This window comes from Streptomyces sp. enrichment culture (genome assembly GCF_964272855.1).
GTDB lineage: Bacteria > Actinomycetota > Actinomycetes > Streptomycetales > Streptomycetaceae > Streptomyces.
In genome coordinates, this window is the sequence record NZ_OZ186847.1 from 1,026,693 (window position 1) to 1,051,471 (window position 24,779).

Genomic DNA, 24,779 nt, shown 5'->3' on the forward strand with positions numbered 1-24,779 from the left:
AAGGCAGCGACGCACACGACGCGCGGCCACACATCGTGGTCGACCTCAACCCGGCTGACCATGGGCGCCCGTCTCGAGGGTCGTGCGAAGGGCGGCCAGCGTCGAGGCGACGCGGGTCAGGTCGTCCGGGGGAACCGCCGCGGTCAGCGAGAGCAGTTCGCTTTCGATTACGGGACGGGAAGCGGCCAGCTTCTTCCCGCCCTCGGGAGTGAGGCGCAGGACGGACGAGCGGCGGTCCTGGGGGTGCGCGACCCGCACACACCAGCCCGCGGCCACCAGCCGGTCGACCGCCTTGCTCACGGCCCCGACGGTGATCGCCACTTCGCCGACGATGTCGAGCACGCGGCACCCGGGCACGCGGTCGATGATCTCCAGGAACTCGAACTGCCCGAGGCTCAGGTCTTGTTCGGCGCGCAGCCGGGCGCTCACCGCGTTGTAGAGCCGGGTCTCGACGCGGACGAGATCAGTGAAGACCTGAGTGATGTGGCTCACAGCAACCTCCAATAGATTCCTGGGAATCATCTTCCTCGGAATCCGGTTGGTCTCGGACAGATGGATTCCCAGGAATCCATCCTCGCACCCCGACCGATGGAGGCCCACCATGTCCCGACAGCAGCGCGACGCCCTCGACGCCATGCTCCGTTCCGCCCCTCGCAGCGAGACGCCGCCCACCGTCGAGGAGCAGCGCGACGGTTTCGCCGCGGCCATCAGCCGCCCCGCGCCGGACGGCGTGGTCACCCGGAGGACCGTCCTGGGCGGGCGGCCGACGCTGGAGCTGGAGCCGGCCGAGGTCTCCGGCCGCGGCCGGCTGCTCTACCTGCACGGCGGCGGCTACGTCATCGGCTCACCGGACACCCATGCCGGGCTGGTGGGTGAACTGGCCCGCCGCGCCCGGCTGCGCGCCCTGTCGGTGGATTACCGGCTGGCGCCCGAGCACCCTTTCCCCGCGGCCGTCGACGACGGGCTCGCGGCCTATCGCGAACTGCTGGCGGCGGGTACCGACCCGCGGGACCTCGTCATGGCCGGTGACTCCGCCGGTGGCGGCCTGACCATCGCCACGCTGCTCGCGGCCCGGGAGGCCGGGCTGCCGCAGCCGGCCGCGGTGGTCGTCCTCTCCCCCTGGGTCGACCTCACCCTGGCCGGCGGAAGCATCCGTTCCAAGGAGGACGCCGACCCCATCTTCACCGAGGCCGACATACGCGCCTACGCCGATCTCTACGTCGGCGCGGGCGACCGGGCGCACCCCCTGGCCAGCCCGGTCTTCGCCGACCTCACCGGACTGCCCCCGCTGCTCGTGCAGGTCGGGGCGAACGAGGTGCTGCTCGACGACGCGGTCCGGCTGGCCGGCCGCGCGGGCGCCGACGACGTCGAGGTCACGCTCGAAGTCGGGCCCGGCCTCCCCCACGTCTTCCACCACCACTACGGCCGCCTCGACGAGGCGGACGCCGCACTCGACCGCGCCGCCCGCTTCCTCACCGCCCACCTGGACGCCGGCCGCCCCGAGCCGGTGCGCTGACGCCGGTCCCGGTGACCGACGGTACACACTGCTGCCGGGCAGCTTTCGACTGGTATTCGTTCGACTGGTACTCGTCCGACGGGAATCGTGAAGATGAACAGCACGGCATACACGACAGCGGAATTCGGTGAGGTCAGCGTGCTCGTCGGCGCTCGACTGGGCGCCTACCCCTTCGGCAATTCACTGCTCGTGCGGGGCTCGACGGCATCGCTGGTCGTCGATCCGTCGTTGTCCCTCGTCGAATCCGCGCCGCCCGCGGACCTGGTCCTCGTCAGCCACGCGCACGAGGACCACATCGCCGGTCTCGGCAGCTACGACGTGCCGGTCCACGTCCATGAAGGCGACCTCGCCGCCCTGCGCTCCCCCGAGGTCCTGATCGCCGGGCTCGGCCTCCCACCCGAGGCGGCCGACGCCGTCGACGAGATGATGCGGCGGAAGTTCCATGTGCGGGGACGTCCCGACGCGACGGGCTTCGCCGACGGCGCCGTGTTCGACCTCGGTGGACGGACCGTCACCGTCGTCCACCTGCCCGGCCACACGGCAGGACACAGCGGCTTCCTGATCGAGCCGGACGGCTTCTTCTTCGTCGCGGACATCGACCTGACGTCGTTCGGCCCGTACTACGGCGACGCCGGCAGCAGCCTCGACGACTTCGAGGCGTCGATGCGCCGCTGCCGGGAGATCGACGCACGCTGGTACGGCACGTCGCACCAGAAGGGCGTGATCGAGGGCGCCGCGGAGTTCCGGCACCGGCTTGACGCGTTCGTCGGCGTGGTGCGGAAACGGGAGGCGGCACTGCTCGCCTTCCTCGGCGAGCCGCGGACTGTCGCCGAGATCGTCGAGCACCGGCTGGTCTACCGGCCCCACGTGGAGGGCCCGCACGTGAGGCCGGTGGAACGCAGGACCGCCGTACAGCACCTGGACCGCCTCCTGTCCGAAGGACGGGTCGCGGAGGTCGAGACGGGGCTGTTCCGGGCGACGTGATGCCTGCCTTCGTCTCAGCACAGGACGACGCCCAGCACCTCGTTGCCCGAGGTCCCGTACCCCGGGAAGGTGATCAGGGCCTTCGGAGGCGCCACCCGGCAGGGGACGTCGGTCCCGTCGCGGTACACGACCTTCACCGTGTGGGCGTCGGAGCAGTCGTTGGTGACGAACGTGTAGCGCCAGTCCGCGCTGAACGTCACGCAGTCGGGGGCGGCGAGCCGGCTTCCCGCATCGTCCTGGGTCTCGGCCTGCGCCGAACCCGACGCCGTCACGGCCAGAGCCGCGACCGAGGCAACAATAGTTGAACGCATGAACCGCCTCATCGCACTTCTCCCCTTCAGTTCATGAACAGACGCCCACAGCGTACGCAGGATCCAGCGAGACATGAAAAGCTTTGCGGCAAGTTTCAGAGCCTTGCCGTGCGGCTTTCAATGACTATGGGTCACTCCTCTGCTCCTGAGAGCCAGCTCAGCGGCGTGGGCTGAGTGCCGACGACGACGGAAGCACGGTGGACGGCGCGGCCGCGGAAAGGCCGAAAGCACGTGGAGGGGCCCGTGCCGGACGACCGGCACGGGCCCCTTGTCGGTGGTTTCCGTCAGCGCTTGAAGACCGCCACGGAACGGCCCGGCACCTCGAAGGTCCCGGTGCTCTTCGTGTACGTGGCCGTCCTCACCACCCGGTCCGCGCCGGCGGCCTGCACCGGGTGCAACCGGTAGTCGCTGCTTCCCAGTTCGGTCACCCGCTGGGACTGCCGCTCGCCGGTGGCGTTGAAGACGACGACGAGTTCACCCAGCTTCATGGTGATCACGCCGGGCGTCTCCTCGGTGCCGGACAGCGGGAAGGACAGCGCGGACTGCACCTGGGCGGCCGTGTCGAGGGAGAACGCCTTCTCCGTCGTACGGATCCTCAGCAGGTCCCGGTACGCGGCCGAGGCGCCCTCGATCTGCGGGCAGCCGACCTGGATCTTGGTCAGCAGGGCCTTGGCGTACGGCCACTTGGCCTGGTTGTCGGCGGCCGGGGGCAGGCCGCGGCCGAAGCCGTTGCCGTCGGCGCAGTTCCAGTGGATCGCGTTGAACCAGTCGCCGCTGTCGTAGGAGTTGCGGTCCAGGGACTTCGAGCGCAGCAGGTCGGTGCCCGCCTGGGAGAGGGCCGGCCCCTGCGAGAGGGTGGCCGTCGCCATCGCCAGCAGCTGCATACGGGCCCGGTCGGCCGCGGACGTGCCGGCCGGCAGCTTGAAGGCGAGCGCGTCGAAAAGCGTCTCGTTGTCGTGCGCGTCGACGTAGGCGAGGGCGTCGCCCGGCTCCTTCGCGTAGCCCGCGGGGGCGCCGTCGTAGTCGACCTCCGCGCCGGTGACCTCCTTGCCGTCGGTGTCGGTGAAGCGGTAGCCGGCGAGGTTGCCGGTCAGGCCGACCTTGATCAGGTCCTGGTAGTGCAGCAGCCGGGCCCTCTGCTCGGCCTCGGTGCCGTTCTCCGCGTTCGGGTTGGGGTCGGTGTACAGGCCGGAGGCGAAGCCCTGGACGCCGGGGTCGGCGTCGAAGGGGCCGCCGCCGCGCACCGCGTCACGGGCCCGGTCGGAGAAGGTGGCGATGCCGGTGCCGGCCATGTTCTTCTGCGTGGCCTGGACGAAGCGGGCGTCGTCGGCGATCTCGCCGAAGTTCCAGCCCTCGCCGTACAGGATGATCCTCTTGCCGTCGACGCCGTCCTTCGCAACGGTCAGCGCGTCGAGGGCCTGGCGGACGGCGAGGATGTTCTCCTTCGGGTGGTGGCCCATGAGGTCGAAGCGGAAGCCGTCGACCTTGTACTCCTTGGCCCAGGTGACGACCGAGTCCACGACCAGCTTGCCCATCATGGCGTTCTCGGTGGCCGTGTTGGCGCAGCAGGTCGAGGTGGCGATGGAGCCGTCGGCGAGGAGCCGGTGGTAGTAGCCGGGCACCACCTTGTCGAGGACCGAGGCGTCCGCCTGGCCGCCCGCGACGGTGTGGTTGTAGACCACGTCCATCACGACCCCGAGGCCGTCCTCGTTGAGCGCCTTGACCATCCTCCGGAACTCGACCGTGCGCCGCGTCCCGTCCGGGTCACCGGCGTAGGACCCTTCGGGGACGGTGAAGTGGTACGGGTCGTAGCCCCAGTTGTAGGCGTCCTTCGCGGCGGTCTTCCCGATGCACTCCTGCTGCTTGGCGGAGTCGGCCGGGTGGGCGGCCGGGTCGCATCCCGGCGTCGCCCGGTCGGCGGCCTTCTCCGGCACGGTGGAGAAGTCGAAGACGGGCAGCAGGTGCACATGGGAGGTACCCGCCTCCGCCAGGGCGCGCAGGTGCCTGCCGCCCGCCGAGTTCTTCCGGGTGAAGGCGGCGTAGGTGCCGCGCTCGGCGGCCGGGACCGTCGAGTCGGCGACGGAATGGTCACGCACGTGCAGTTCCTGTATCTGCGCTTCCTTCAGGGGCACGGCCTCGGGTTTCTCCAGCTCGGACCACCCCGGCGGCGCCAGCGACTCGTCGTCCAGATCGACGACGAGGCTGCGCGCGGAGTCGGCCGTCAGGGCCACCGAGTAGGGGTCGGTGACCTTGTTGGTGACGATCCTGCGGACGGACGGAGCCCACACCGTGACGGCGTACCGGTACGGCTTGCCGGTCCAGGCGCTGGATCCGGTCACCGACCAGACACCCGTGTCACCGTTCCGGCGCATCGGTATCCGCCGGCCGTCCAGCTCCAGGGACACCTCGCGGGCCGTGGGGGCCCAGACGGACAGGGTGGGCCGGCCCCGGTCGAAGACGGGCCCGAGGCGGGCGTCGCGCGCCTCGCCGTAGAGGTCGTCCAGCACCCCGGGGATCTGTACGCCCGTGGCCGCGAGCAGCGCCCCGTTGGCGGCCCGCTGCGTGGCGATGACCTGGCCGCGCAGCGCGGTACGGACACGGTCGCGGTCGCGCGGGTCGACCGTGAAGGCCGGGTGGTCCTTCAGGTGCGGGTGGGCGGCCTTCTGCGCGTCGCTGAGGGTCGTCGGCGTCAGCCGGAGCCAGTGTCCCTCGCGGGAGAGGGCGCCGTCCTCGACGGTGATGTCCCCTTCGGGCGTGTACACGAGCTGCTGGCTGGTGGCGTCGGTGGCCTTCACCTTCCACACCACGGTCTCCGCGTCGATCCACTGGGCCTTCGAGGTGCCGAGGTCCAGGTCAGGAGCGGAGCCGGTGGTCGGCAGCAGGTAGCCATCGGTGCCGCCGATGAGCCAGACGTCCTTGCCGTGGCCGGCGAAGTGGAGGGACCGGTCGCTGGGAATGTCCTTCTCGTCGCCCTTGTGGACGATGTAGCTGAGGGACGTCGCACCGTCGGCGAGCGGTACCTCGAAGATCACGCCGAAGCTGTCCATGCCGACCGGCTGCAACGGCTTGGTCCAGTCCGTCGGGTTCGCCGCGCCAGTCCAGGTGTGCAGGCCCCAGCCGTCGTAGTCGCCGTCGGCGCGGTGATAGTGCAGGACGGCCTTCTTCTGGTCCTGCGGCGGGTACGCGCCCTCGGGCGCCGTCACCGCCTGTCCGTCCTCGCCCTGCTCGATCCAGACCTCGCCCGTCTTCGCCGGCTCCAGCGTGCGCTGCGGGCCGTCCGCGGTGCCGCCCTTCTCCACGGTGTACGTCATGTCGCCGGCGCCGTCGTCCAACGCGACCCAGGCGAAAGCGCCGTAGGCGTCTCGGCCGGTGAAGTCGGCGGTGCCCGCCGACGACTTGAGCTGCCAGCCGTCGTAGTCGCCGTCCGTCCGCTTGTAGTGCACCACGGCGTAGGGCCGGTCCACCGCGCTCGGCTTGGGCTTGAGCGGCGGTTGTCCGGCGGTGGTGGCGGCGGTGGCGCTCGCGGTGCGTCCGGCACTGTCGACGACCACGGCCTTGTACCGCAACGGGGTCCCGGCGTGCACCGTCTCGGTCAGGTGCTGGGTCACCTTGTACGGGGCATGATCGGCCGAACCCAGCGTCCGCCACGGCCCGTCACCGACCTGCGCGGCGAACACGACCCGGTTCAGCTGTCCGCCGTCCACGTCCGCGGAGATCTCCACGTCACCGGTGGCACCGGCCGCCGGCGCCTTCACCGACACCGACGGCCGCGCGGCCGGGGACGCCAGCGGCTCTCCCGCCTTCAGCACCACCGCCGACAACGGCGGCACCTCCACCGAGATCTTCTTGTCAGCGCCGCTGGTCAGCCGCACCGACGACCCGTACACGCCGCGGAAGTCCATTCCGGCCGTGTACGTCGGCACCTCGACGGTCCGTGTCTTGTCGGCGTTGTTCACCGCGACGACGTACTCGACCCGCTGCTTCGGGTCCGTGCGCGAGAACGCGTACACACCCGCCCCGTCGTCCGCGTACCGCTCTTGCTGAACGCCGTCACGCAACGCCGGATGACGCTTCGTCAACCGCGACAGGGATGCGATCGACCGGTACAGCGGATGCGTCGGGTCGTATGCGTCCGCGGCATGGGTACGTTCCGTGCCGATCTGGTCGTCGTCCAGGTAGTCCTCGACCTTCGAGGCGAACAGCGTCTGCCGGGCGCCCTTGTCCCCGCCCGGTCCGGTGAAGCCCTGCTCGTCGCCCGCGTAGATCACCGGGTTCCCCCGGGACAGGAACAGCAGCTCGTGCGCGAACCGGTCACGCCGCAGCAGCTCCGCGTCGTCCGCGCCGGGGTTGTCCTGGCTGACGAAGCTTCCGATGCGGCCCATGTCGTGGTTGCCGAGGAAGGTCACCTGCTCGTAGGCGTTGGCCTTGTCGGTGGTGTAGCGGTAGTCCTGGGCGAGGACGCCGGAGAGAGTGCTCGCCGGCTTGTCCTGGGAGGCGTAGCCGCGGATGGCGTTCTGCAGCGGGAAGTCGAGGGTGGCGTCGAGACGGCCCCGGGTCACGTAGGGCGCCGTGACGGCCGGGTCGGAGGAGAGGGTCTCGCCGAAGACGAAGAAGTCCTCGCGCCCCTTCTTGGCCGCGTAGGCGTCGATCGCGGTGGCCCACTGGGTCCAGAACGGCATGTCGACGTTGCGGACCGTGTCGACGCGGAAGCCGTCCACGTCGAAGTCCTTGACCCACCTCTGGTAGATCTTCTCCAGGCCCTCGACGACCTCGGGCCGCTCGGTCCACAGGTCGTCGAGACCGGTGTGGTCTCCGTACAGGCCGCTCTCGCCGGCGAAGGTGGAGTCGCCCCGGTTGTGATACATGGTCGGGTCGTTCAGCCACGCCGGGACCTTGGTGTCGGCCTCGTCCTCGTTCACGACGGGCGTGTACGGGAAGCTGTCCTCGTCGACCTCGCCCATGCCGGTGCTGTCGTCGAAGGGACGGCCCTCGGTGTCGAGGTAGGGGTAGGCGCCCTTGGGGCGGTAGCCGTACTTCTTCTCGGCGTTCGTGACGGTGTCGGCGGTGTGGTTGGTGATGACGTCGAAGAAGACCTTCATGCCCTTGGCATGGGCCTTGTCGACGAGCTCCGCGAGCTCGGCGTTGGTGCCGAAGTGCGGGTCGACCTGGGTGAAGTCGGTGATCCAGTATCCGTGGTACCCGGCGGACTCACCGCCGCCCTGCACCGGCTTGTTCTTGAAGATCGGCGCCATCCAGATCGCGGTGGTGCCGAGGCCTTTGATGTAGTCGAGCTTCTTGATCAGGCCTCTGAGATCGCCGCCCTGGTAGAAGCCCTTGTCCGTCGGGTCGAAGCCCGTCGTGCCCCGGCCGCCGGTGAGGCCTCCGCGGTCGTTGGCCGTGGAGCCGTTGGCGAACCGGTCGGGCAGCAGGAAGTAGGACTGCTCCCGGGTCAGGTCATGGCGGGCCGGCTCGGCGGCCAGCCGCGCGTCGGACGGCGGCCCGGGCGGCCGGGACGCCGCGGCCGCCGGCTGGGGTGTGCCGAGCACCGTGGTGAGCAGTGCGGCAACCACGGCCGAGGCGGCGACGGTGGTGAAGCCGGGCACTGGGACGCTTCTTCCATCTCCTCGGCCTCTTCGGCTTCTTCGAGCTCTTGCGGCTCTTCGGTCTGAGAACGCACCGGTCACTTGTCGGATCCTTCCGGTTGTCCGTCTTCGATACGCACGCCGGTGGCGCCCAGCAGGGCGCCGCTGTCCGCGCGTTGGGTGGCGATCAGCCGGGCCCCGAGGGCCTGGCCGACGCGGTCGCGGTCCCTCGGGTCCACACGGAACGCGGAGGCTTGCGCGTGCTGCGGGTGGCGGGACTTCTGTGCCTCGGTCAGCTCGGTCGGTACGAGCCGCAGCCACTGCCCCTCGTCGGACAGTGCGCCGTTCTCGAGCGTGAGGTCGCCCTCGGTGGCGTACACCAGTTGCTGACTGGCGACACCCGTGCCCTCACCCGCCCATACGACGGTGTCGTCGCCGATCCAGGCGGCCTCCGACGTGCCCAGGTCGAGGCCGAAGGCGCCGCCGGGAGAGGGCGTCAGATAGGCGGGGTCGCCCGCCACGCGCCAGACCTCGTCCCCGTACAGGGAGAAGTCGAGTGCTTCGTCGACCGGGACGTCCTTCTCCTCCTTCTTGTGCAGGATGTAGCTCAGCGAGGCCGCGCCGTCGTTCAGCGGCACTTCGAAGACCAGCCCGAAGGAGTCCTCGCGCACCGGCAGGATGGGGTCGTTCCATTCGGGCGGATCCGCGGATCCGGTCCAGGTGTGCAGGCCCCATCCCTCGTAGTCGCCGTCGGGCCGGTGGTAGTGCAGGACGGCCTTGCTCCCGTCCTGCGGCGGATACGCGGCCTTGGGTCTGGCCATCCTGACGGTCGCGCTGTTCTCCTCGGTCCACACCTCGCCGGTCGCGGCGAAGTCGAAGGCGCGCTCGGGGCCGTCGGCGACACCGTCCTTCTCGACGGTGAAGCGGATGGTGCCGGTGCCGGCGCCGGGTGTGATCCACGCGAAGGCGCCGTAGGCGTCGCGGCCGATGAACGGGGCGGTCGTACCGTCGGCGGTCCGCAGCAGCAGACCGTCGTAGTCGCCGTCGGCACGCCGGTAGTGGACGACCGCGTGATGTCGCTTCGCCGTCGGTCTCTCGGCCACGGGCGGTTGTCCGGCGGTGGTCGCGGCGGTGGCGCTCGCGGTGCGTCCGGCACTGTCGACGACCACGGCCTTGTACCGCAACGGGGTCCCCGCCCGCACCGTCTCGGTCAGGTGCTGGGTCACCTTGTACGGGGCATGATCGGCCGAACCCAGCGTCCGCCACGGCCCGTCACCGACCTGCGCGGCGAACACGACCCGGTTCAGCTGTCCGCCGTCCACATCCGCCGAAACCTCCACGTCACCGGTGGCACCGGCCGCCGGCGCCCTCACCGACACCGACGGCCGCGCGGCCGGGGACGCCAGCGGCTCTCCCGCCTTCAGCACCACCGCCGACAACGGCGGCACCTCCACCGAGATCTTCTTGTCAGCGCCGCTGGTCAGCCGCACCGACGACCCGTACACGCCGCGGAAGTCCATCCCGGCCGTATACGTCGGCAGCTCCACCGTCCGGGCCCGCTCGGCGTTGTTCACCGCGACGACGTACTCGACCCGCTGCTTCGGGTCCGTGCGCGAGAACGCGTACACACCCGCCCCGTCGTCCGCGTACCGCTCCTGCTGAACGCCGTCGCGCAAAGCCGGATGGCGCTTCGTCAACTGCGATAGATCAGCGATAGACGTGTACAGCGGATGCGTCACGTCGTACGCGTCCGAGGCATGGGTACGCTCCGTGCCGATCTGGTCGTCGTCCAGGTAGTCCTCGACCTTCGAGGCGAACAGCGTCTGCCGGGCGTACACATCCCCCGCCGGTCCGGTGAAGCCCTGCTCGTCGCCCGCGTAGATCACCGGGTTCCCCCGGGACAGGAACAGCAGCTCGTGCGCGAACCGGTCACGGCGCAGCAGCTCGGCGTCGTCCGCACCGGGGTTGTCCTGGCTGACGAAGCCCCCGATGCGGCCCATGTCGTGACTGCCCAGGAAGGTCACCTCGCCGTAGGCGTTGGCCTTGTCGGTGGTGTAGCGATAGTCCTGGGCGAGGACGTGCGCGAGGTCACGGGTGGGGCCGCCGCGGGACGCGTAGTTGCGGATCGCCGCCTGCAGCGGGAAGTCGAGCGTGGCGTCGAGCCGGCCTTCGGTCAGGTAGGGGGCCATGACGACGGGGTCGGCGGAGAAGGCCTCCGCGAAGATGAAGAAGTCCGGCTTCCCCTGCCGGGCGGCGTAGGCGTCCAGCGCCGTGGCCCACTGTGTCCAGAAGGCCATGTTGACGTTCTTCGCCGTGTCGACGCGGAAGCCGTCGATGCCGAAGTCCCGCACCCACGTCTCGTAGATGCGCCGCATGCCCTCGACGACCTCGGGCCGCTCGGTCCACAGGTCGTCGTTGCCGATGAAGTCTCCGTACAGGGCGCTCTCGCCGGCGAAGGTGGAGTCGCCCCGGTTGTGGTACATGGTCGAGTCGTTCAGCCAGGCCGGGACCTTGGTGTCGTGCTCGCCGGTGCGGTTCCGCGGCGTGTAGGGGAAGCTGTCCTCGTCGACCTCGCCCATGCCGGTGCTGTCGTCGAAGGGACGGCCCTCGGTGTCGAGGTAGGGGTGGGCGCCCTTGGAGCGGTAGCCGTACTTCTGCTCCGCGTAGTCGACGGTGTCGGCGGTGTGGTTGGTGATGACGTCGAAGAAGACCTTCATGCCCTTGGCGTGGGCCTTGTCGACGAGCTCCGCGAGCTCGGCGTTGGTGCCGAAGTGCGGGTCGACCCGGGTGAAGTCCGTGATCGAGTAGCCGTGGTAGCTGGCCATCTCCGTGCCGCTCATGGTCTGCACCGGCTTGTTCTTGAAGACCGGCGCCATCCAGATCGCGGTGGTGCCCAGGCCCTTGATGTAGTCGAGCTTGTCGATCAGGCCCCTGAGGTCGCCGCCCTGGTAGAAGTGCTTGTCGGTCGGGTCGTGTCCGGTCCGGGAGCGGTCGCCGGTGAGACCGCCTTCGTCGTTGGCGGTGGAGCCGTTGGCGAAGCGGTCCGGCAGTGCCAGGTAGAACTGCTCACGCGAGGGGGCGGGCCGCGCCGGGGTGCGGGCGAGCGCGCGGTCCGACGGCGGCCTCGGGGACGCGGCGTCCGCGGGCGGGGTGGTGGGTGGCAGGGCCGACAGCACCGACAGGAACAGTGCGACGGTCGGTATGCGGGCGGTTCTTCGCCGGGACGGTAAACCGGTCATTGTGCCTTTCTCTCTCCTCACCGGTCGAACGGGTTGAGCCGCCTCGTGTGCGCGGCGCGACCGGGCGCACAAGGCGGGCCGCCCGGTTCGCCATCGCGGGGCGAACCGGGCGGTCCTTCGGTCGGCGAGACGCAGCGCCTTCCTGGTTCAGCCGCGCCAGGTGTCGCTCAGCAGCGTCCTGCCGCTGGACGGGACGGTGGCGGTGCGGTTGGCGCCGCTCTCCCAGGTGACCTTGCCGGAGGCGTCCTTGCGGAGGTACTTGTACTCGAAGGAGGTGCCGGCCGGGAGCGCGACATCGAGCTTCCAGACGGGGTAGGCCGCCGGGTCGAGCTTGAGCGCGTCGGCCGGGTTCCAGTCGCCCAGCTCGGGCTTGTTGCCGGTGACGTAGATGTTCTCGCCCCAGACGGTGGTGGCGTCGACGCTGAAGGAGGCGCCGATCGTGGTGCCGGGTTCCTCACCGGGGTCCCCGCCGCCCGGGTCGGTGCAGCTGGTCGCGCCGGTGTGCAGGGCGAGGGCCGTGTCGGCGCCGAGGGTGGCGGTGAACTGTCCGGAGCCGTTCACGGTGACGGGCTTGCCGCTCTGGACGTCGCAGTAGGTGCCCGCGGGCAGCGACGTCTGGAAGGTCCGGGTCAGCGAGCCGGACTCGTGGTTGATGGCGACGTAGGCCTTGCTGCCGCGTCCGAAGGCGATGGCGTTGTTGCCGTTGTCCCACCAGTCGGTCACTGCGGCGCTGCCCGCGGTGTTGCGGAACTTGACCATGCTCGCGATCTCGCGCCAGGCGTGCTGGCACTTCCACCCGTCGGTGTAGCAGGCGTCGACCTGGCCGTTGTTGGGTCCGCCCGCGTCGTTGCTGAACTCGTAGCCGGAGTGGACGTCCGGCGAGCCGTAGGGCCAGGCCAGCATGAAGACGTGGGCGAGTGTGTACTTGGCGCCGTCCTTGTAGGTCAGCGTCGCGTTGTGGCGCTCGGTGTCGTGGTTGGCCACGAAGGTGGCCGCCTTGCCGCTGGAGACGTAGCCCCAGGCCTCGCCGAAGTTCTTCAGGTGCGCGAGCTTCTCGCCGGAGAAGACGCGCTTCAGGTCTCTGCCGTAGGAGAACTCCTGGACGTCCCCGGTGCCGGTGTACTGGCCGGGCTGCACGGCCTCGCCGTACGCCCCGATGGTCTCCTGCTTCCAGTAGACGCCCGGGTCGCTGAGCCGGCCCTTGATGTTGGCGAGGTCGCCCGGCGGGATGTGCTTGGCGGCGTCGATGCGGAAGCCGTCCACGCCGAGGGACAGCAGGTCGTTCATGTATCCGGCGATGGTCTTGCGGACGTATTCCTCGCCGGTGTCGAGGTCGGGCAGGCCGGCCAGTTCGCAGTGGTGGACGTTCCAGCTGTCCCCGTAGTTGTCGATGTCCTTCATGCAGTCGTCCATGTCGGACTTCGAGTAAAGGCCGGGGTAGTCGTACTTGCTGTAGGACGAGCCCCCGGTTCCGGTGCCGGCGCTGTTGGCCATGTGGTTGATGACCGTGTCCGCGACGACCTTGACGCCGGCGGCGTGACAGGTGTCGATCATGTTCTTGAAGGCGTTGCGGTCGCCCAGCTTCGTGGAGATCTTGTAACTGACGGGCTGGTACGCGGTCCACCACTGCGGGCCCTGCACCCGCTCGTTCGGCGGTGACACCTGCACGTACCCGTATCCGGCCGGTCCGAGGTCGTCCGTGCAGGCCTTGGCGACCGAGTTGAAGTTCCACTCGAACATCACCGCGGTGACGTCCTTGTCGCCGGGCGGGTCCGCGTGCGCGGTTCCGGGCGCCGTGACGACCACAGCGGCTCCCGCCGCGAGGGCGAGTGCAGCGGCCACGGTCTTGTTGGCCATCGTTCCTCCTGATCCACCTGATGCGGATGAGAGGCCTTCACGCAGCAACGCGCCTTGCCCGACAGGCCTGTTGGGATGCTTGCTGAAACGGTCAGCAAGTTCTTGCGGTCGTGACCGTACGAGCCCGCCAACCGTCGGTCAACCCTCCCGGCAGCACTTGCCGTTCTCTCCACGAAAACTTCAACGTCACTGGCCCGGGCACCAATTGGTGCGATGCAAGGTCTTTCACAAGCGTTTCAGAGGTGTTACGTTCAATCAACGTCCGGTCCGGCGGCCCGGAGACCCGTCGCGTTCGGGTCCACGCGCCCGGTCCGCCGGACCGGATCTCCAGGCCGGGGCTCCGCAGCCTTCATGCCGCCTCGCCGCCCCGACCAGGGCCGGCTGCGGAGCCCCTCCCCCGGGCCTGCGCGTTCATCCGTTCCGCCGGGCCGTGGAAGCGCGCACGACCAGCTCCGGCTGGAAGACGAACTCGGTCCGCTGCACCGGGGTCCCGCCGACCTCCTCCAGCAGCGCGCCCACCGCGGCGGTCGCCATCGCCTGCACCGGCTGGCGCACCGTGGTGAGCGGGGGATCGGTGAAGGCGATCAGCGGCGAGTCGTCGAACCCGATCACCGAGACGTCGTGCGGGACCGACAGGCCACGCTCGCGAGCCGCGCGGATCACCCCCAGGGCCATCAGATCGCTGCCGCAGACGATGCCCGTGCATCCCCTGTCCAGCAGCGCCGCTCCGGCCGCGTGGCCTCCCTCCACCGTGAACAGGGTCCGCTCGATGCGGCGTTCGGCCTCTCCGGCCGGTGTCCCGCAGAAGGAGTGCACGGCCGCGGCGAAGCCCTCGGCCTTGCGCCGCGACGGCACGAAACGGGTGGGCCCGACGGCGAGCCCGACCCGCACATGGCCCAGATCGGCCAGGTGCCGCACCGCCATCCGCACGGCGGACCGGTCGTCGGACGACACGAAGGACGCCGTGATCCGCTCGTTGTATCCGTTCACCAGGACGAAGGGCAGCCTGCGCGACGCCAGTTTGTGGTACCTGACGGGGTCGGCCGTGGTGTCCGCGTGCAGCCCTGACAGGAAGACGATGCCCGTGACGCCCCGGTCCTCCAGCTGCTCCACCAGCTCGTCCTCGGTGGACCCGCCGGGCATCTGCGTACACAGCACGGGCGTGTATCCGTGCCCGGCCAGCACCTGCTCGATGACCTGGGCGAAAGCCGGGAAGATCGGGTTCGTCAGCTCCGGGATCACCAGCCCGACCAGGCCGGCGCTGCGCTGGCGCAGGCGTACGGGCCGCTCGTAGCCGAGCACGTCGAGCGCGGCCACCACCCGTCGCCGGGTGGCGGGGGCGACGCCGGGCTTGCCGTTGAGCACCCGGCTCGCCGTGGCCTCGCTGACCCCGGCCTGGGCCGCGATGTCGGTGAGCCGCGGGGTGCCGCTCTCGGCACCCCGCGTCAGGGGCAGGATCACACCGCCCACCAGACGGTGCTGTCCGCGGGAAGCTCGGCCGCGTCGCCCGCGGGCACCGGCTCGCAGCTGCTGAGCAGCGGCCGCCCCGGCACGGTCCACCGCACCGGCGCGCCGGTCAGGTTCACGGTGCAGATCAGGTCGCCGTCGCGGCGTCCGTCGCCCGGGCCCCGCGCGGTGCGACGGAAGGCGAGGACGCCTTCGGGGGCCTCCAGCCACTCGACGCCGTCTCCGGCACCGAGCGCGGGATGCTCCCGGCGCAGGGCCAGGGCGCTGCGGTAGAGCTCCAGCGTCGACCCGGGGTTACCCAACTGGGCCTCGACCGACAGCCGCCCCCAGCCGTCCGGCTGCGGCAGCCAGCTCGGTCCGCCCGCGACGGGCCCGAAGCCGTACGGCGCCTCGGTCCCCGACCACGGGATCGGCACCCGGCAGCCGTCACGCAGCCCGTCCTGCCCGTTGTCCCGGAAGAACGAGGGGTCCTGTCGCACCTCGTCCGGCAGCTCGGTCACCTCCGGCAGGCCGAGCTCCTCACCCTGGTAGAGGTAGGCGGACCCGGGCAGGGCCAGCATCAGCAGCGTCGCCGCGCGGGCCCGGCGCAGCCCCTGCTCGGGGCTGTCCACGGCGAGGCGCGTGGCGTGCCGGACCACGTCGTGGTTGGACAGCACCCAGGTGCTGGGCGCGCCCACCGGGCGCATGGCGTCCAGGCATTCGTCGATCGCCCGGCGCAGCGCCCCGGCGTCCCAGCCGGCGCCCAGATAGTGGAAGTTGAACGCCTGGTGCAGCTCGTCCGCCCGCAGGTAGTGCGCCGTACGTTCGGCACTGGGCGTCCACGCCTCGGCGACACCGATGCGCTCACCCGGGTACTCGTCGAGAATCCTGCGCCACGACCGGTAGATCTCGTGCACGCCGTCCTGGTCGAAGAAGGGCAGCGACTGGGTGCCCAGCAGCTGCAACTGTCCGGTACGGCCCATGTCGGGCAGTCCCGCGGCCTTGACCAGGCCGTGGGCGACGTCGATCCGGAAGCCGTCGACGCCCATGTCGAGCCAGTACCGCAGCACGGAGCGGAACTCGTCCCGGACGGCAGGGTTCTCCCAGTTGAAGTCGGGCTGCTCGGGAGCGAAGAGGTGGAGGTACCACTCCCCCGGCGTGCCGTCCGGGTTCTCGGTGCGCGTCCAGGCGGGGCCGCCGAAGATGGACTCCCAGTCGTTGGGGGGAGCCTCCCCCGCGGGTCCGCGTCCGGGGCGGAAGTGGAAGCGGTCGCGCAGCGGGGAGCCGGGGCCCTCGCGCAGAGCGCGCCGGAACCAGTCGTGCTGGTCGGAACAGTGGTTGGGGACCACGTCGACGATCACGCGCAGTCCCAGGGCGTGCGCGTCCCGGATCAGTTCGTCCGCGTCTAGCAGCGTGCCGAACATGGGGTCGACCGCCCGGTAGTCGGCGACGTCGTAACCGCCGTCGGCCTGGGGTGAGACGTAGAAGGGACTGAGCCAGACGGCGTCGACGCCGAGGTCCCTGAGGTACGGCAGCCGGGAGCGGATGCCCTGGAGGTCGCCCACCCCGTCGCCGTCGCTGTCGGCGAAGCTGCGGGGGTAGACCTGGTAGATCACGGCGTCCCGCCACCAGCCCGGGCGTTCGCCGGGGCCGGGGAGCCGGGTGTGGATGCCGGGTTCGGCAAGGTACTGGGTCATGGTTTCCTGCCTGCGATGGGGGGACGGTCAGGACTTGGTGGCGCCTGCGGTCAGGCCGGAGACGAGGTGCCGCGCGACGAGACCGAAGACGATCGCGGCGGGCACCGCGATGATCACGGCGGCGGCCGTCAGCGCACCCCAGTCGCTCGTGTACTGGTTGACGAACGTCTGGAGGCCTCCGGCGAGCGTGAGGTTCTCCTCACCGGTCATGAAGGCGGACGCGTAGGCCACCTCCGCCCACCCGGTGATGAAGGTGTAGAAGGCGGTGACGGCGAGCCCCGGCCTGGCCAGCGGCAGCACCAGCCGCCAGAACGTTCCGAACGGGTTGAGTCCGTCGACCCGGCCGGCTTCGTCGATCTCGACCGGGATGCCGTCGAAGTAGCCCTTCATCATCCAGGCGCAGAACGGCACGGCGACGGTGAGGTAGGTGACGACGAGGCCGATCGGCTGGTTGAGCAGCCCGAGGCCGGCGAGCAGGTTGTACAGCGGCACGATGAGCACCGCGACCGGGAACATCTGGGTGAGCAGGAGCAGCCACATCAGGGGGCGCATGCCGGGGAAGCGGAAGCGGCTCACCGCGTAGCCGGTGGTGGCGGAGATGAAGACGCCGATCAGCGTGGTCAGGCCGACGACGACCAGCGAGTTCTGCAGCCAGGCCAGGAAGTCGGTGTCGCGTACGACGTGGCTGTAGTTGCCGAGGGTGAAGTCCTTGACGAGGGAGGTGTCGAACGCGTCGGTCTTCGGCTTGAAGGAGGTGACCAGCAGCCACAGCGGGGGGAAGACCGCGACGACGGAGGCGGCCAGCAGTGTCAGGTGCAGTCCGAGCGAGGCCAGCGGGCCGCGGTCGCCGCGCTTGCGCACGGGGGCCGGCGGCCGGGTGCCGGCGGGGGTCTGCGTGGTCGTGTCGGTCACCAGGTGTCTCCCTGCTTGCGCAGTGCGCGGCGGTAGGCCGCCGTGACGAGTGCCAGGAGGAGCAGGATCAGCACGCCCCAGGCGGCGGACGTGGAGTAGTCGCGCGGGCTGATGACGAAGGACAGGCGGTAGGCGTACGTCACCAGGATCTCGGTGGCGTCGCCCGGGCCGCCCCGGGTGAGCAGGAAGATCACCGGGAACATGTTGAAGGTCCAGATGGTGCTGAGCAGGATGACCGTGCTGGAGACGGACCGCAGCCCCGGCAGGGTGATGTGGCGGAAGCGCTGCCAGGGACTCGCCCCGTCCATCTCCGCCGCCTCGTAGAGCTCCCCGGGGATGGACTGCAGGCCGCCGAGGAGGGCGATCAGCATGAACGGCAGGCCCACCCAGACGTTCACCGCGATGACGGAGATCTTCGCCCAGGTCGGGTCGTTCAGCCAGGAGATCCGGTCGAAACCGGCGCCGGTGAGCAGTTCGTTGAACAGGCCGCTGCGTTCGTTGAACAGCAGGCGCCAGGTGAACACGGAGACGAACGCGGGCACCGCCCAGGGCAGGATCAGTGCCGTGCGGTACAGGGTGCGGCCCTTGAAGGTGCGGTTGAGCATGACGGCCAGTGCCAGGCCGAGGGCGAAGGAGAGCGCCACACAGCTGACCGTCCACAGCACGGTCCAGCCGAGCCGGTCCCAGAAGACGCCGTCGCCGAGGATCGCACGGTAGTTGGCGAGACCGACGTGTTCGTAGGTCGCGGGGATGTGGTTGACGCCGATGGTGCGTTCGACATTGGCCTCGTCGGCGTCGGTGAAGGACAGCCAGACGCCGCGCGCGAGGGGGTATCCGATGATCACGCCGATCACGATCACCACGGGGGCGACCATGCTCCAGGCGTACCAGTGGGTGGCCAGGGCTTTGCGCAGCCGCCCGGGGGGCTTGGGGGTCTTGTGGTCAGTGCGGTGGCCCCGGCCGCGGGCACCCGGCGTGCCCGCGGCCTTCGTCACCGACTGGCTGGTCTCGACAGCCATTGGTCGGTCAGCCTCCCCGTGGCCTACTTGTAGTCCTTGAGCAGCTTGCGATAGGCGTCGCCGGTGTCCGCGGCCGCCTTGTCCGGGCTGGTCTCACCGGCCAGCACCTTGGCCATCTGCAGCCGGATCGGCTCGAAGAGGGCGTTGCCCTCGGCGATCCACGGCCGTTCCACGGCCTTGTCGACCGCCGGCTTGAAGAACTTCACCATCTCGTTGTCCGCGACGGCCGGCACCTCGTAGACGGACTTGCGGGTGGGCAGCAGGCTCAGCTTCTCGGTGGTCTGCCGCTGCACCTCGGCCGAACTCATGTACTTCACGAAGGCGTAGGAGGCGTCGAGGTTCTTCGAACCCGCGTACACCGAGAGGTTCCAGCCGCCCTGGGGGGATCCCTGCCCGGCGCTGCCGGCCGGGACGGGGGCGACGCCGAGGTTGCCGGCGTCCTTGAACCGCGCCCCCGCCTTGACGTCCTCGATGGCCCACGGGCCGTTGAGCATCATGGCGACCTTGCCCGACTTGAAGGCGTTCTGCATGTTGTTCCAGCCGTCGGACGCGTCCGTGATGGCCGCCTTGCTGTCCACGAGGTCCTTGATGACCCGGTACGCCTCCACGCCGGGCTTGTCGTCGACCGTGACGGTCTTGCTCTTCTCGTCGACCAAGTCGCCGCCCTCGCCGTAGAGGTAGGGCAGGAACCAGTACGGGTCGTCGCCTCGCAGGTAGAGGCCCGTCGCGCCGGTCTTCTCGGTGATCTCGGCGGCGGCCGTCTTCAGCTCGGTGACGGAACCGGGCACCTCGGCACCGGCCTTCTTCAGCAACTCCTTGTTGTAGAAGAGCGCCAAGGTGTCGATCACCTGCGGGACCGCGTAGGTCTTCCCCTGGTACTTGGTGCTGGCCGCGGCCTGCGGGAGGTAGTCGGACTCGTCGTCGAGGGCGGTCGTGCCGTCGAGCGGGGCGAGGTAGCCGATGCTGGCGAAGTCCGCGACCCAGGCCACCTCCGTACGCATCACGTCCGGAGCACCGGAGTTGCCGCCCGCCGCGTTCTTGAACTTGGCGTTCGCCTCCCCGAACGGGACGTTGACGTACTTGACGTCGACCTTCGGGTGCTCCTTCTCGAAGCCTTCCGCGAGGGCCTGGTAGGTCGCCTTCTCCGCCTCGTTCGAGGTGTCCCAGAAGGTGACGGTTCCCGAAAGCTCCTTGCCGGCTCCGCCGGCACCGGTCTGGCCGTCGTCGTCCCCGCCACATGCCGAAGCCGTCATGGCCAGCGCCGCGACCAGCGCGGTGGCCGCAATGCCACGCCGCATTGTGAACTCCCATGAGTGATCCCGGAATTGGGCGGAGGCATGAACGCCTCACGCCAACCGCGTCCGCGCGGCGCCGGGGTTGCCAGGAACGTAACAGGGTCGAAAAGACGGCGAAAGACATTGCGGCAAATTGCTGCAAGCTTTTTCAGCCATTGTCGCGGTGGGCACAGCGCTCACGGCCGGCGGGTAAAGTGCGGTGCCATGACCATGCGGCTCGCCGAGATCGCAGCCCGGGCGGGCGTCAGCAAGGCCACGGTCAGCCGCGTGCTCAACGGTGCGCGTGGCGTGGCCACCGACACCCGCGATTCCGTGCTCGCCGCACTCGACGCGCTGGGCTACGAGTTCCCGCCGCGGCAGCGCCGCGCCGAGCTGGTCGGCCTGATCACACCGGAGCTGGACAACCCCTTCTTCCCCGCGCTGGCCGAGGTCATGGGGCAGGCGCTGACGCGTCAGGGGTACACCCCCGTGCTGGCCACGCAGACACCGGGAGGGTCGACCGAGGACGAACTCACGGAGATGCTCGTGAGCCGCGGGGTGTCCGGCATCGTCTTCGTCTCCGGACTGCACGCCGACACCACCGCCGACACCGGCCGGTACGCCCGGCTGCACGAACAGCACGTGCCCTTCGTGCTCGTCAACGGGTTCTCCCCCGCGATCGAGGCGCCGTTCGTCTCGCCTGACGACCGGGCCGCGATGCGCCTGGCCGTGGCGCACCTGGCCGAGCTGGGACACGAACGCATCGGGCTCGCGCTCGGACCGGAACGCTTCGTGCCGGTGCAGCGCAAGCTCGAGGGATTCCGCATGGGCATGCGGGAGCACCTGGGGCTGCCGGCGGAGGAGTCCCAGGAGCTGGTCGAGCACTCGCTGTTCTCCCTGGAGGGAGGGCAGGCCGCGGCGTCCGCGCTGATCGGCAAAGGCTGTACGGCCGTCATGTGCGCCAGCGACATGATGGCCCTCGGCGCCGTCCGGGCGGCGCGCCAGAGGGGTCTGACGGTTCCCGGTGACATCTCGGTCGTCGGCTTCGACGACTCGCCGCTCATCGCCTTCACCGACCCTCCTCTGACGACCATCAGACAGCCCGTCAAGGCGATGGGGCAGGTCGCCGTGAACGCGCTGCTGGAGGAGATGGGCGGAACGCCGCCGCCGCGCACCGAGTTCGTCTTCATGCCGGAACTGGTGGTCCGGGGGTCCACCGCCGCCGGCCCGCGGGGCGGGCAGCGCCCGGCGGACGGACGCTGACCGGCCGGCCGGCCTCCGGAGCCGGCTTGCCGCCGGGCGCCGGTGGGCCGGCCGGTGCCCGGCGGTCCCCGTCCCGCCCGCCGTCACGCGGAGGCGAGCAGCGGACGCCACCAGTCCGCGTGGCGCTCGTACCACTTCGCGGTGTCGGCCAGGGCGGCCGCGAAGTCCGTGCGCGGCCGGTAACCGAGTTCGGCGGTGATCTTGCTGTGGTCGACCGCGTAACGCCGGTCGTGCCCCTTGCGGTTCTCGACGTGCACGATCCGCTCCGGGCCCGCGCCGCACAGTGCGAGCAGCCGGTGCGTGAGCTCCAGGTTGGGCAGCGAAGTGCCGCCCCCGATGTTGTAGATCTCGCCCGGCCGGCCCGACACGCGGACGAGTTCGACGGCCCGGACGTGGTCGTCGACGTGCAGCCAGTCACGCACGTGCCGCCCGTCGCCGTAGAGCGGAACGGTGCCACCGGACAGAAGCCGGGCCAGGAAGCGCGGGATGAGCTTCTCCGGATGCTGGTGGGGGCCGAAGTTGTTGGAGCAGCGGGTCACCCGGACGTCCAGGCCGTGCGTGCGATGGTGGGCCAGGGCGATGAGATCCGAGGCCGCCTTGGACGCCGAGTACGGCGAGGTCGGGCGCAGGGGGTCGCTCTCCTTGGCGGCCCCGTGCGGGAGGGAGCCGTACACCTCGTCGGTGGAGACGTGCACGAAGGTGCGCAAGCCGTGGCGGAGAGCGGCGTCGAGCAGGACCTGGGTGCCCAGCACGTTGGTGCGGGTGAAGGCACCGCCGTCGGCGATGGAGCGGTCGACGTGCGACTCGGCCGCGAAGTGCACGATTTGTTCGTGGTGTTGGGCCAGCGCGTTCACCAGCGGCACGTCGCACACGTCGCCCTGGACGAAGGTGAGGCCAGGGTGGCCGCGCACCGCGTCGAGGCGGGCGAGGCTGCCGGCGTAGGTGAGCTTGTCGAGGACGGTCACCGCGACACCGCCGGACGCCTGGGGCGACAGGAGGTGGCGGACGTAGGCGGAGCCGATGAAGCCCGCTCCGCCGGTGACGAGGATCTTCGTTGTCATGGGGTGAGATACACCTTGCTGTGGTCGCCGATCACCAGCCGGTGAGCCTGCGGAAGACGGGGGGCCGGGCCCACGACGGCGCCGCGGCCGATGAGGGAGGCCTCGATGCGGGACGCCCCCTCCACCTGGGCGCCGCGCAGCAGGACGGAGTACTCGATGGCGCTGTCCTCGACCCGGCAGTCCTCCCCGATGGAGGTGTAGGGGCCGACGCTGGAGTTGCTGACGACGGCACCCGCGCCGATCACCACCGGGCCCACGACGCGTGATCCCCGCACGATCGCGCCTTCGGCCACCCGGACCCGGCCGACCAGCGTGCTGTGCGCGTCGACCTTGCCCTCGATCCGGCCCTCCAGCCCGTCCAGGACCTGGCGGTTGACCTCCAGCATGTCCTCCGCGCTGCCGGTGTCCCGCCAGGGCCGGGTGGTCGTCTCGGCGCGTACCCGCAGGCCCTGGTCGATCATCCACTGCACGGCATGGGTGATCTCCAGCTCGCCGCGCGCGGAGGGGGTGATGGCCCGTACCGCCTCGTGCACGGCGGGACTGAAGGCGTACACGCCGATGAGCGCGAGGGAGCTGCGGGGGATGTCGGGCTTCTCCTCCAGGCGCAGCACGTTCCCTTCCGCGTCGACCTCGGCGACGCCGAAGGCGGACGGGTCCGCGACCGGGGTGAGCAGCAGCCGGGCCGCCGCGGGGTCGGCGGCGGAGTGACGGGCGAAGTCGGCGACGCCCTGCGGGAGGTAGTTGTCCCCCAGGTACAGCAGGAAGTCGTCGTCGCCCAGGAAGTCGCGGGCGATGCGCACCGCGTGGGCGAGACCGAGCGGGAAGGGCTGTTTGAGGTAGGTGATGCGTAATCCGAACGCGGCACCGTCTCCGGTCAGTTCGCGGATCTCCCGGCCGTGCGCGCCCACGACGACGCCGACCTCCCGGATGCCCGCCGCGGCCAGGGACTCCAGCGCGTAGAACAGCACGGGCTTGTTGGCGATGGGCAGCAGCTGCTTGGCGCCGGTGTGGGTGAACGGCCTCAGTCTGCTGCCGGTACCACCTGCCAGGACCAGGGCCTTCACCTCGGCCTCCGCGGGGGCGGGTCGGTCTGGGGGCGTGTTCTCACAGGTCCCTCCTCGAACGTGAGGCGTGGTGGCGCCGTAAGCACGTCGACTCAACCAGAGTGCCGCGGCCGCTCGCAACAACTTTCTGAAACGATCCGCAAAGTCTTGCAGTCACGTGTGTTCAAGTGTTTGACTCGGCGCCGAACCGCCAACCGTGGTGCGCCACAACGCAGTTCGCCGGCGAAACGCGTACAGCCGGTCCGACGAGCAGGGGCAGCGATGACAGGCTTACGGCAGACACAGCACCTGGCACGGGAAGCCCGGCACCTGGCTCCGGGCGCCTCCGAGGAAGCCGTCCACGGACGCCGGGTGTTCGCCGAGGGACGCGGTCCCGTGCTGACCGACCTCGACGGCAACCAGTACCTCGACTTCGCGGCCGGCACCCTCACCCAGTCACTGGGGCACGGGCACCCGGAGGTCGTCGAGGCGCTCACCGCTCAGGCCCGCCGCCTGTGGAACGTCCACGACAGCGCCACCCCGGACCGTGCCGGACTGCTGGAACTGCTCGCCAGGCTGCTGCCCGAGCAGCTCGACACCTACGCGTTCTTCTCCACCGGCGCGGAGGTCGTCGAGGCCGCCCTGCGGGTCGTCCAGGCGACCGCGCCGCCGGGCCGCAACCGGATCGGCGCCCTGCGCCACGGCTTTCACGGCAAGACGATGGGCGCCCGGATGCTCGTGCACTGGGACATCGGCCACCAGGCATTCAGCGGCAACAGCGTGCTGGGCTACAGCCCCTACTGCTACCGCTGCCCCCTGGGCCTGGAGTACCCGTCGTGCGACGTGCGCTGCGCGTCACTGGTGCGCCGACACATCGCCGAGAAGCCCAACGTCTCCGCCCTGGTCTTCGAACCCGTCCTCGGCGCGGCGGGCGTCATCGTCCCTCCCCCCGGCTACTGGGAGCGCGTCGCGGACGCCTGCCGGGACAGCGGCGTGCTGCTCGTCGCGGACGAGGTCCTCACCGGCGGCGGACGCACGGGCGCCTTCCTCGCCAGTGAACTGTTCGGCGTCGAGCCGGATCTGGCGATGCTGGCCAAGGGCACCGCGAGCGGTTTCCCCTTCGCCGTGCTCGCCGGCCGCGGCGAGCTGCTGCGCAGGCCGCAGGCTGCCACCTCGGGGGCGTACGCCTCGACGTACGCGAGCAATCCGCTGGGGATCGCCGCCGCCCGCGCCACCCTCGAAGTCGTCGAGCGCGACCGGCTGATCGACCGCGTACGCGTCCTCGGCGAGATCACGGAGGACCGTCTGCGCGCCCTTGAGTCCCGCTTCGCCCGGCTGGGCCAGGTGCGCGGTCTCGGTCTGCTGTGGGGCCTGGAGTTCGTCACCGACCCCGCGAGCCGCGCACCCGCGCCCGAGACGGCCCGGGCCGTCTACACCGCGGCCCTCGATCTGGGACTGCGCGTCTCGCTCGGGGGCCACATCCTGCGCCTGGCACCGCCGTTCACCCTCGACGAGGCCCTGCTCGACGAAGGCCTGCGCCTGCTGGAGAAGGCCGTCGAGCGGGTGATCGCGTGA

Annotated in this window: 15 protein-coding genes and 1 pseudogene; 4 read left to right on the top strand and 12 right to left on the bottom strand. The window is 70.3% G+C overall.

Annotated elements, in window-relative coordinates:
• Nucleotides 1-45 precede the first annotated feature (45 nt).
• Nucleotides 46-492 carry a MarR family winged helix-turn-helix transcriptional regulator gene (locus ACSU6L_RS04365; protein ID WP_437053704.1) on the bottom strand — a complete coding sequence of 149 codons (447 nt, stop codon included), beginning with the start codon at nt 490-492 and terminating at the stop codon, nt 46-48.
• Between the two features lie 109 nt (nt 493-601).
• Between ACSU6L_RS04365 and ACSU6L_RS04370 the strand changes: the two genes are divergently transcribed.
• Together ACSU6L_RS04370 and ACSU6L_RS04375 are read left to right on the top strand one after the other, a co-directional pair.
• Complete coding sequence (locus tag ACSU6L_RS04370) at nt 602-1,516, top strand: alpha/beta hydrolase (RefSeq protein WP_437053706.1); 915 nt, start codon at nt 602-604, stop codon at nt 1,514-1,516.
• A 93-nt stretch (nt 1,517-1,609) separates the two neighbouring features.
• A complete protein-coding gene (locus ACSU6L_RS04375) occupies nt 1,610-2,500 on the top strand; it encodes an MBL fold metallo-hydrolase (RefSeq protein ID WP_437053708.1) in 891 nt (296 codons plus the stop codon).
• A 14-nt stretch (nt 2,501-2,514) separates the two neighbouring features.
• Here the strand turns inward: ACSU6L_RS04375 and ACSU6L_RS04380 are convergent, their stop codons facing one another.
• From ACSU6L_RS04380 to ACSU6L_RS04420, 9 genes and pseudogenes are all read right to left on the bottom strand, one after another.
• A complete protein-coding gene (locus ACSU6L_RS04380) occupies nt 2,515-2,811 on the bottom strand; it encodes an alpha-amylase (protein ID WP_437053710.1) in 297 nt (98 codons plus the stop codon).
• A gap of 284 nt (nt 2,812-3,095) precedes the next feature.
• Nucleotides 3,096-8,414 (bottom strand): pullulanase-type alpha-1,6-glucosidase, encoded by a 5,319-nt coding sequence (gene pulA / locus ACSU6L_RS04385; protein ID WP_437053712.1) that lies wholly within the window; start codon nt 8,412-8,414, stop codon nt 3,096-3,098.
• Nucleotides 8,415-8,527: 113 nt separating this feature from the next.
• Nucleotides 8,528-11,632, bottom strand: a pseudogene (locus ACSU6L_RS04390) (alpha-amylase family glycosyl hydrolase); the annotation flags it as partial.
• A gap of 147 nt (nt 11,633-11,779) precedes the next feature.
• Entirely contained in the window at nt 11,780-13,489 is a 1,710-nt protein-coding gene (locus ACSU6L_RS04395) for a carbohydrate-binding module family 20 domain-containing protein (RefSeq protein WP_437053714.1), read from the bottom strand.
• Between the two features lie 411 nt (nt 13,490-13,900).
• Nucleotides 13,901-14,959 carry a LacI family DNA-binding transcriptional regulator gene (locus ACSU6L_RS04400; RefSeq protein WP_437053716.1) on the bottom strand — a complete coding sequence of 353 codons (1,059 nt, stop codon included), beginning with the start codon at nt 14,957-14,959 and terminating at the stop codon, nt 13,901-13,903.
• Entirely contained in the window at nt 14,947-16,632 is a 1,686-nt protein-coding gene (locus ACSU6L_RS04405; protein WP_437053718.1) for a glycoside hydrolase family 13 protein, read from the bottom strand. The genes ACSU6L_RS04400 and ACSU6L_RS04405 overlap by 13 nt, the downstream gene beginning before the upstream one ends.
• Nucleotides 16,633-16,659: 27 nt before the next feature.
• Entirely contained in the window at nt 16,660-17,544 is an 885-nt protein-coding gene (locus tag ACSU6L_RS04410) for a sugar ABC transporter permease (RefSeq protein ID WP_437053720.1), read from the bottom strand.
• Complete coding sequence (locus ACSU6L_RS04415) at nt 17,541-18,563, bottom strand: carbohydrate ABC transporter permease (protein WP_437053722.1); 1,023 nt, start codon at nt 18,561-18,563, stop codon at nt 17,541-17,543. Before ACSU6L_RS04415 ends, ACSU6L_RS04410 begins: the two co-directional genes overlap by 4 nt.
• A gap of 23 nt (nt 18,564-18,586) precedes the next feature.
• Complete coding sequence (locus ACSU6L_RS04420) at nt 18,587-19,861, bottom strand: extracellular solute-binding protein (protein WP_365509402.1); 1,275 nt, start codon at nt 19,859-19,861, stop codon at nt 18,587-18,589.
• A 201-nt stretch (nt 19,862-20,062) separates the two neighbouring features.
• On the opposite strand from ACSU6L_RS04420, the gene ACSU6L_RS04425 reads away from it, so the two are divergent.
• The gene (locus ACSU6L_RS04425; protein WP_365509399.1) at nt 20,063-21,100 is read left to right on the top strand and encodes a LacI family DNA-binding transcriptional regulator; all 1,038 of its coding nucleotides are present in this window, start codon (nt 20,063-20,065) and stop codon (nt 21,098-21,100) included.
• A gap of 83 nt (nt 21,101-21,183) precedes the next feature.
• On the opposite strand, the gene rfbB is transcribed toward ACSU6L_RS04425, so the two are convergent.
• Together rfbB and ACSU6L_RS04435 are read right to left on the bottom strand one after the other, a co-directional pair.
• Nucleotides 21,184-22,161 carry a dTDP-glucose 4,6-dehydratase gene (rfbB, locus tag ACSU6L_RS04430; RefSeq protein ID WP_437053725.1) on the bottom strand — a complete coding sequence of 326 codons (978 nt, stop codon included), beginning with the start codon at nt 22,159-22,161 and terminating at the stop codon, nt 21,184-21,186.
• The gene (locus ACSU6L_RS04435; protein WP_437053727.1) at nt 22,158-23,225 is read right to left on the bottom strand and encodes a glucose-1-phosphate thymidylyltransferase; all 1,068 of its coding nucleotides are present in this window, start codon (nt 23,223-23,225) and stop codon (nt 22,158-22,160) included. The genes rfbB and ACSU6L_RS04435 overlap by 4 nt, the downstream gene beginning before the upstream one ends.
• 261 nt (nt 23,226-23,486) lie before the next feature.
• On the opposite strand from ACSU6L_RS04435, the gene ACSU6L_RS04440 reads away from it, so the two are divergent.
• Nucleotides 23,487-24,779, top strand: a complete 1,293-nt coding sequence (locus ACSU6L_RS04440; RefSeq protein ID WP_437053729.1) for an aspartate aminotransferase family protein — start codon at nt 23,487-23,489, stop codon at nt 24,777-24,779.

Excerpts from the sequence above, each read along its gene's own strand:
- ACSU6L_RS04370 (WP_437053706.1), top strand. The coding sequence starts at position 602 with ATGTCCCGACAGCAGCGCGACGCCCTCGACGCCATGCTCCGTTCCGCC.
- ACSU6L_RS04420 (WP_365509402.1), bottom strand. The coding sequence starts at position 19,861 with ATGCGGCGTGGCATTGCGGCCACCGCGCTGGTCGCGGCGCTGGCCATG.
- ACSU6L_RS04425 (WP_365509399.1), top strand. The coding sequence starts at position 20,063 with ATGACCATGCGGCTCGCCGAGATCGCAGCCCGGGCGGGCGTCAGCAAG.
- rfbB (WP_437053725.1), bottom strand. The coding sequence starts at position 22,161 with ATGACAACGAAGATCCTCGTCACCGGCGGAGCGGGCTTCATCGGCTCC.
- ACSU6L_RS04440 (WP_437053729.1), top strand. The coding sequence starts at position 23,487 with ATGACAGGCTTACGGCAGACACAGCACCTGGCACGGGAAGCCCGGCAC.
- ACSU6L_RS04395 (WP_437053714.1), bottom strand. The coding sequence starts at position 13,489 with ATGGCCAACAAGACCGTGGCCGCTGCACTCGCCCTCGCGGCGGGAGCC.
- ACSU6L_RS04415 (WP_437053722.1), bottom strand. The coding sequence starts at position 18,563 with ATGGCTGTCGAGACCAGCCAGTCGGTGACGAAGGCCGCGGGCACGCCG.
- ACSU6L_RS04380 (WP_437053710.1), bottom strand. The coding sequence starts at position 2,811 with ATGCGTTCAACTATTGTTGCCTCGGTCGCGGCTCTGGCCGTGACGGCG.
- ACSU6L_RS04375 (WP_437053708.1), top strand. The coding sequence starts at position 1,610 with ATGAACAGCACGGCATACACGACAGCGGAATTCGGTGAGGTCAGCGTG.
- ACSU6L_RS04405 (WP_437053718.1), bottom strand. The coding sequence starts at position 16,632 with ATGACCCAGTACCTTGCCGAACCCGGCATCCACACCCGGCTCCCCGGC.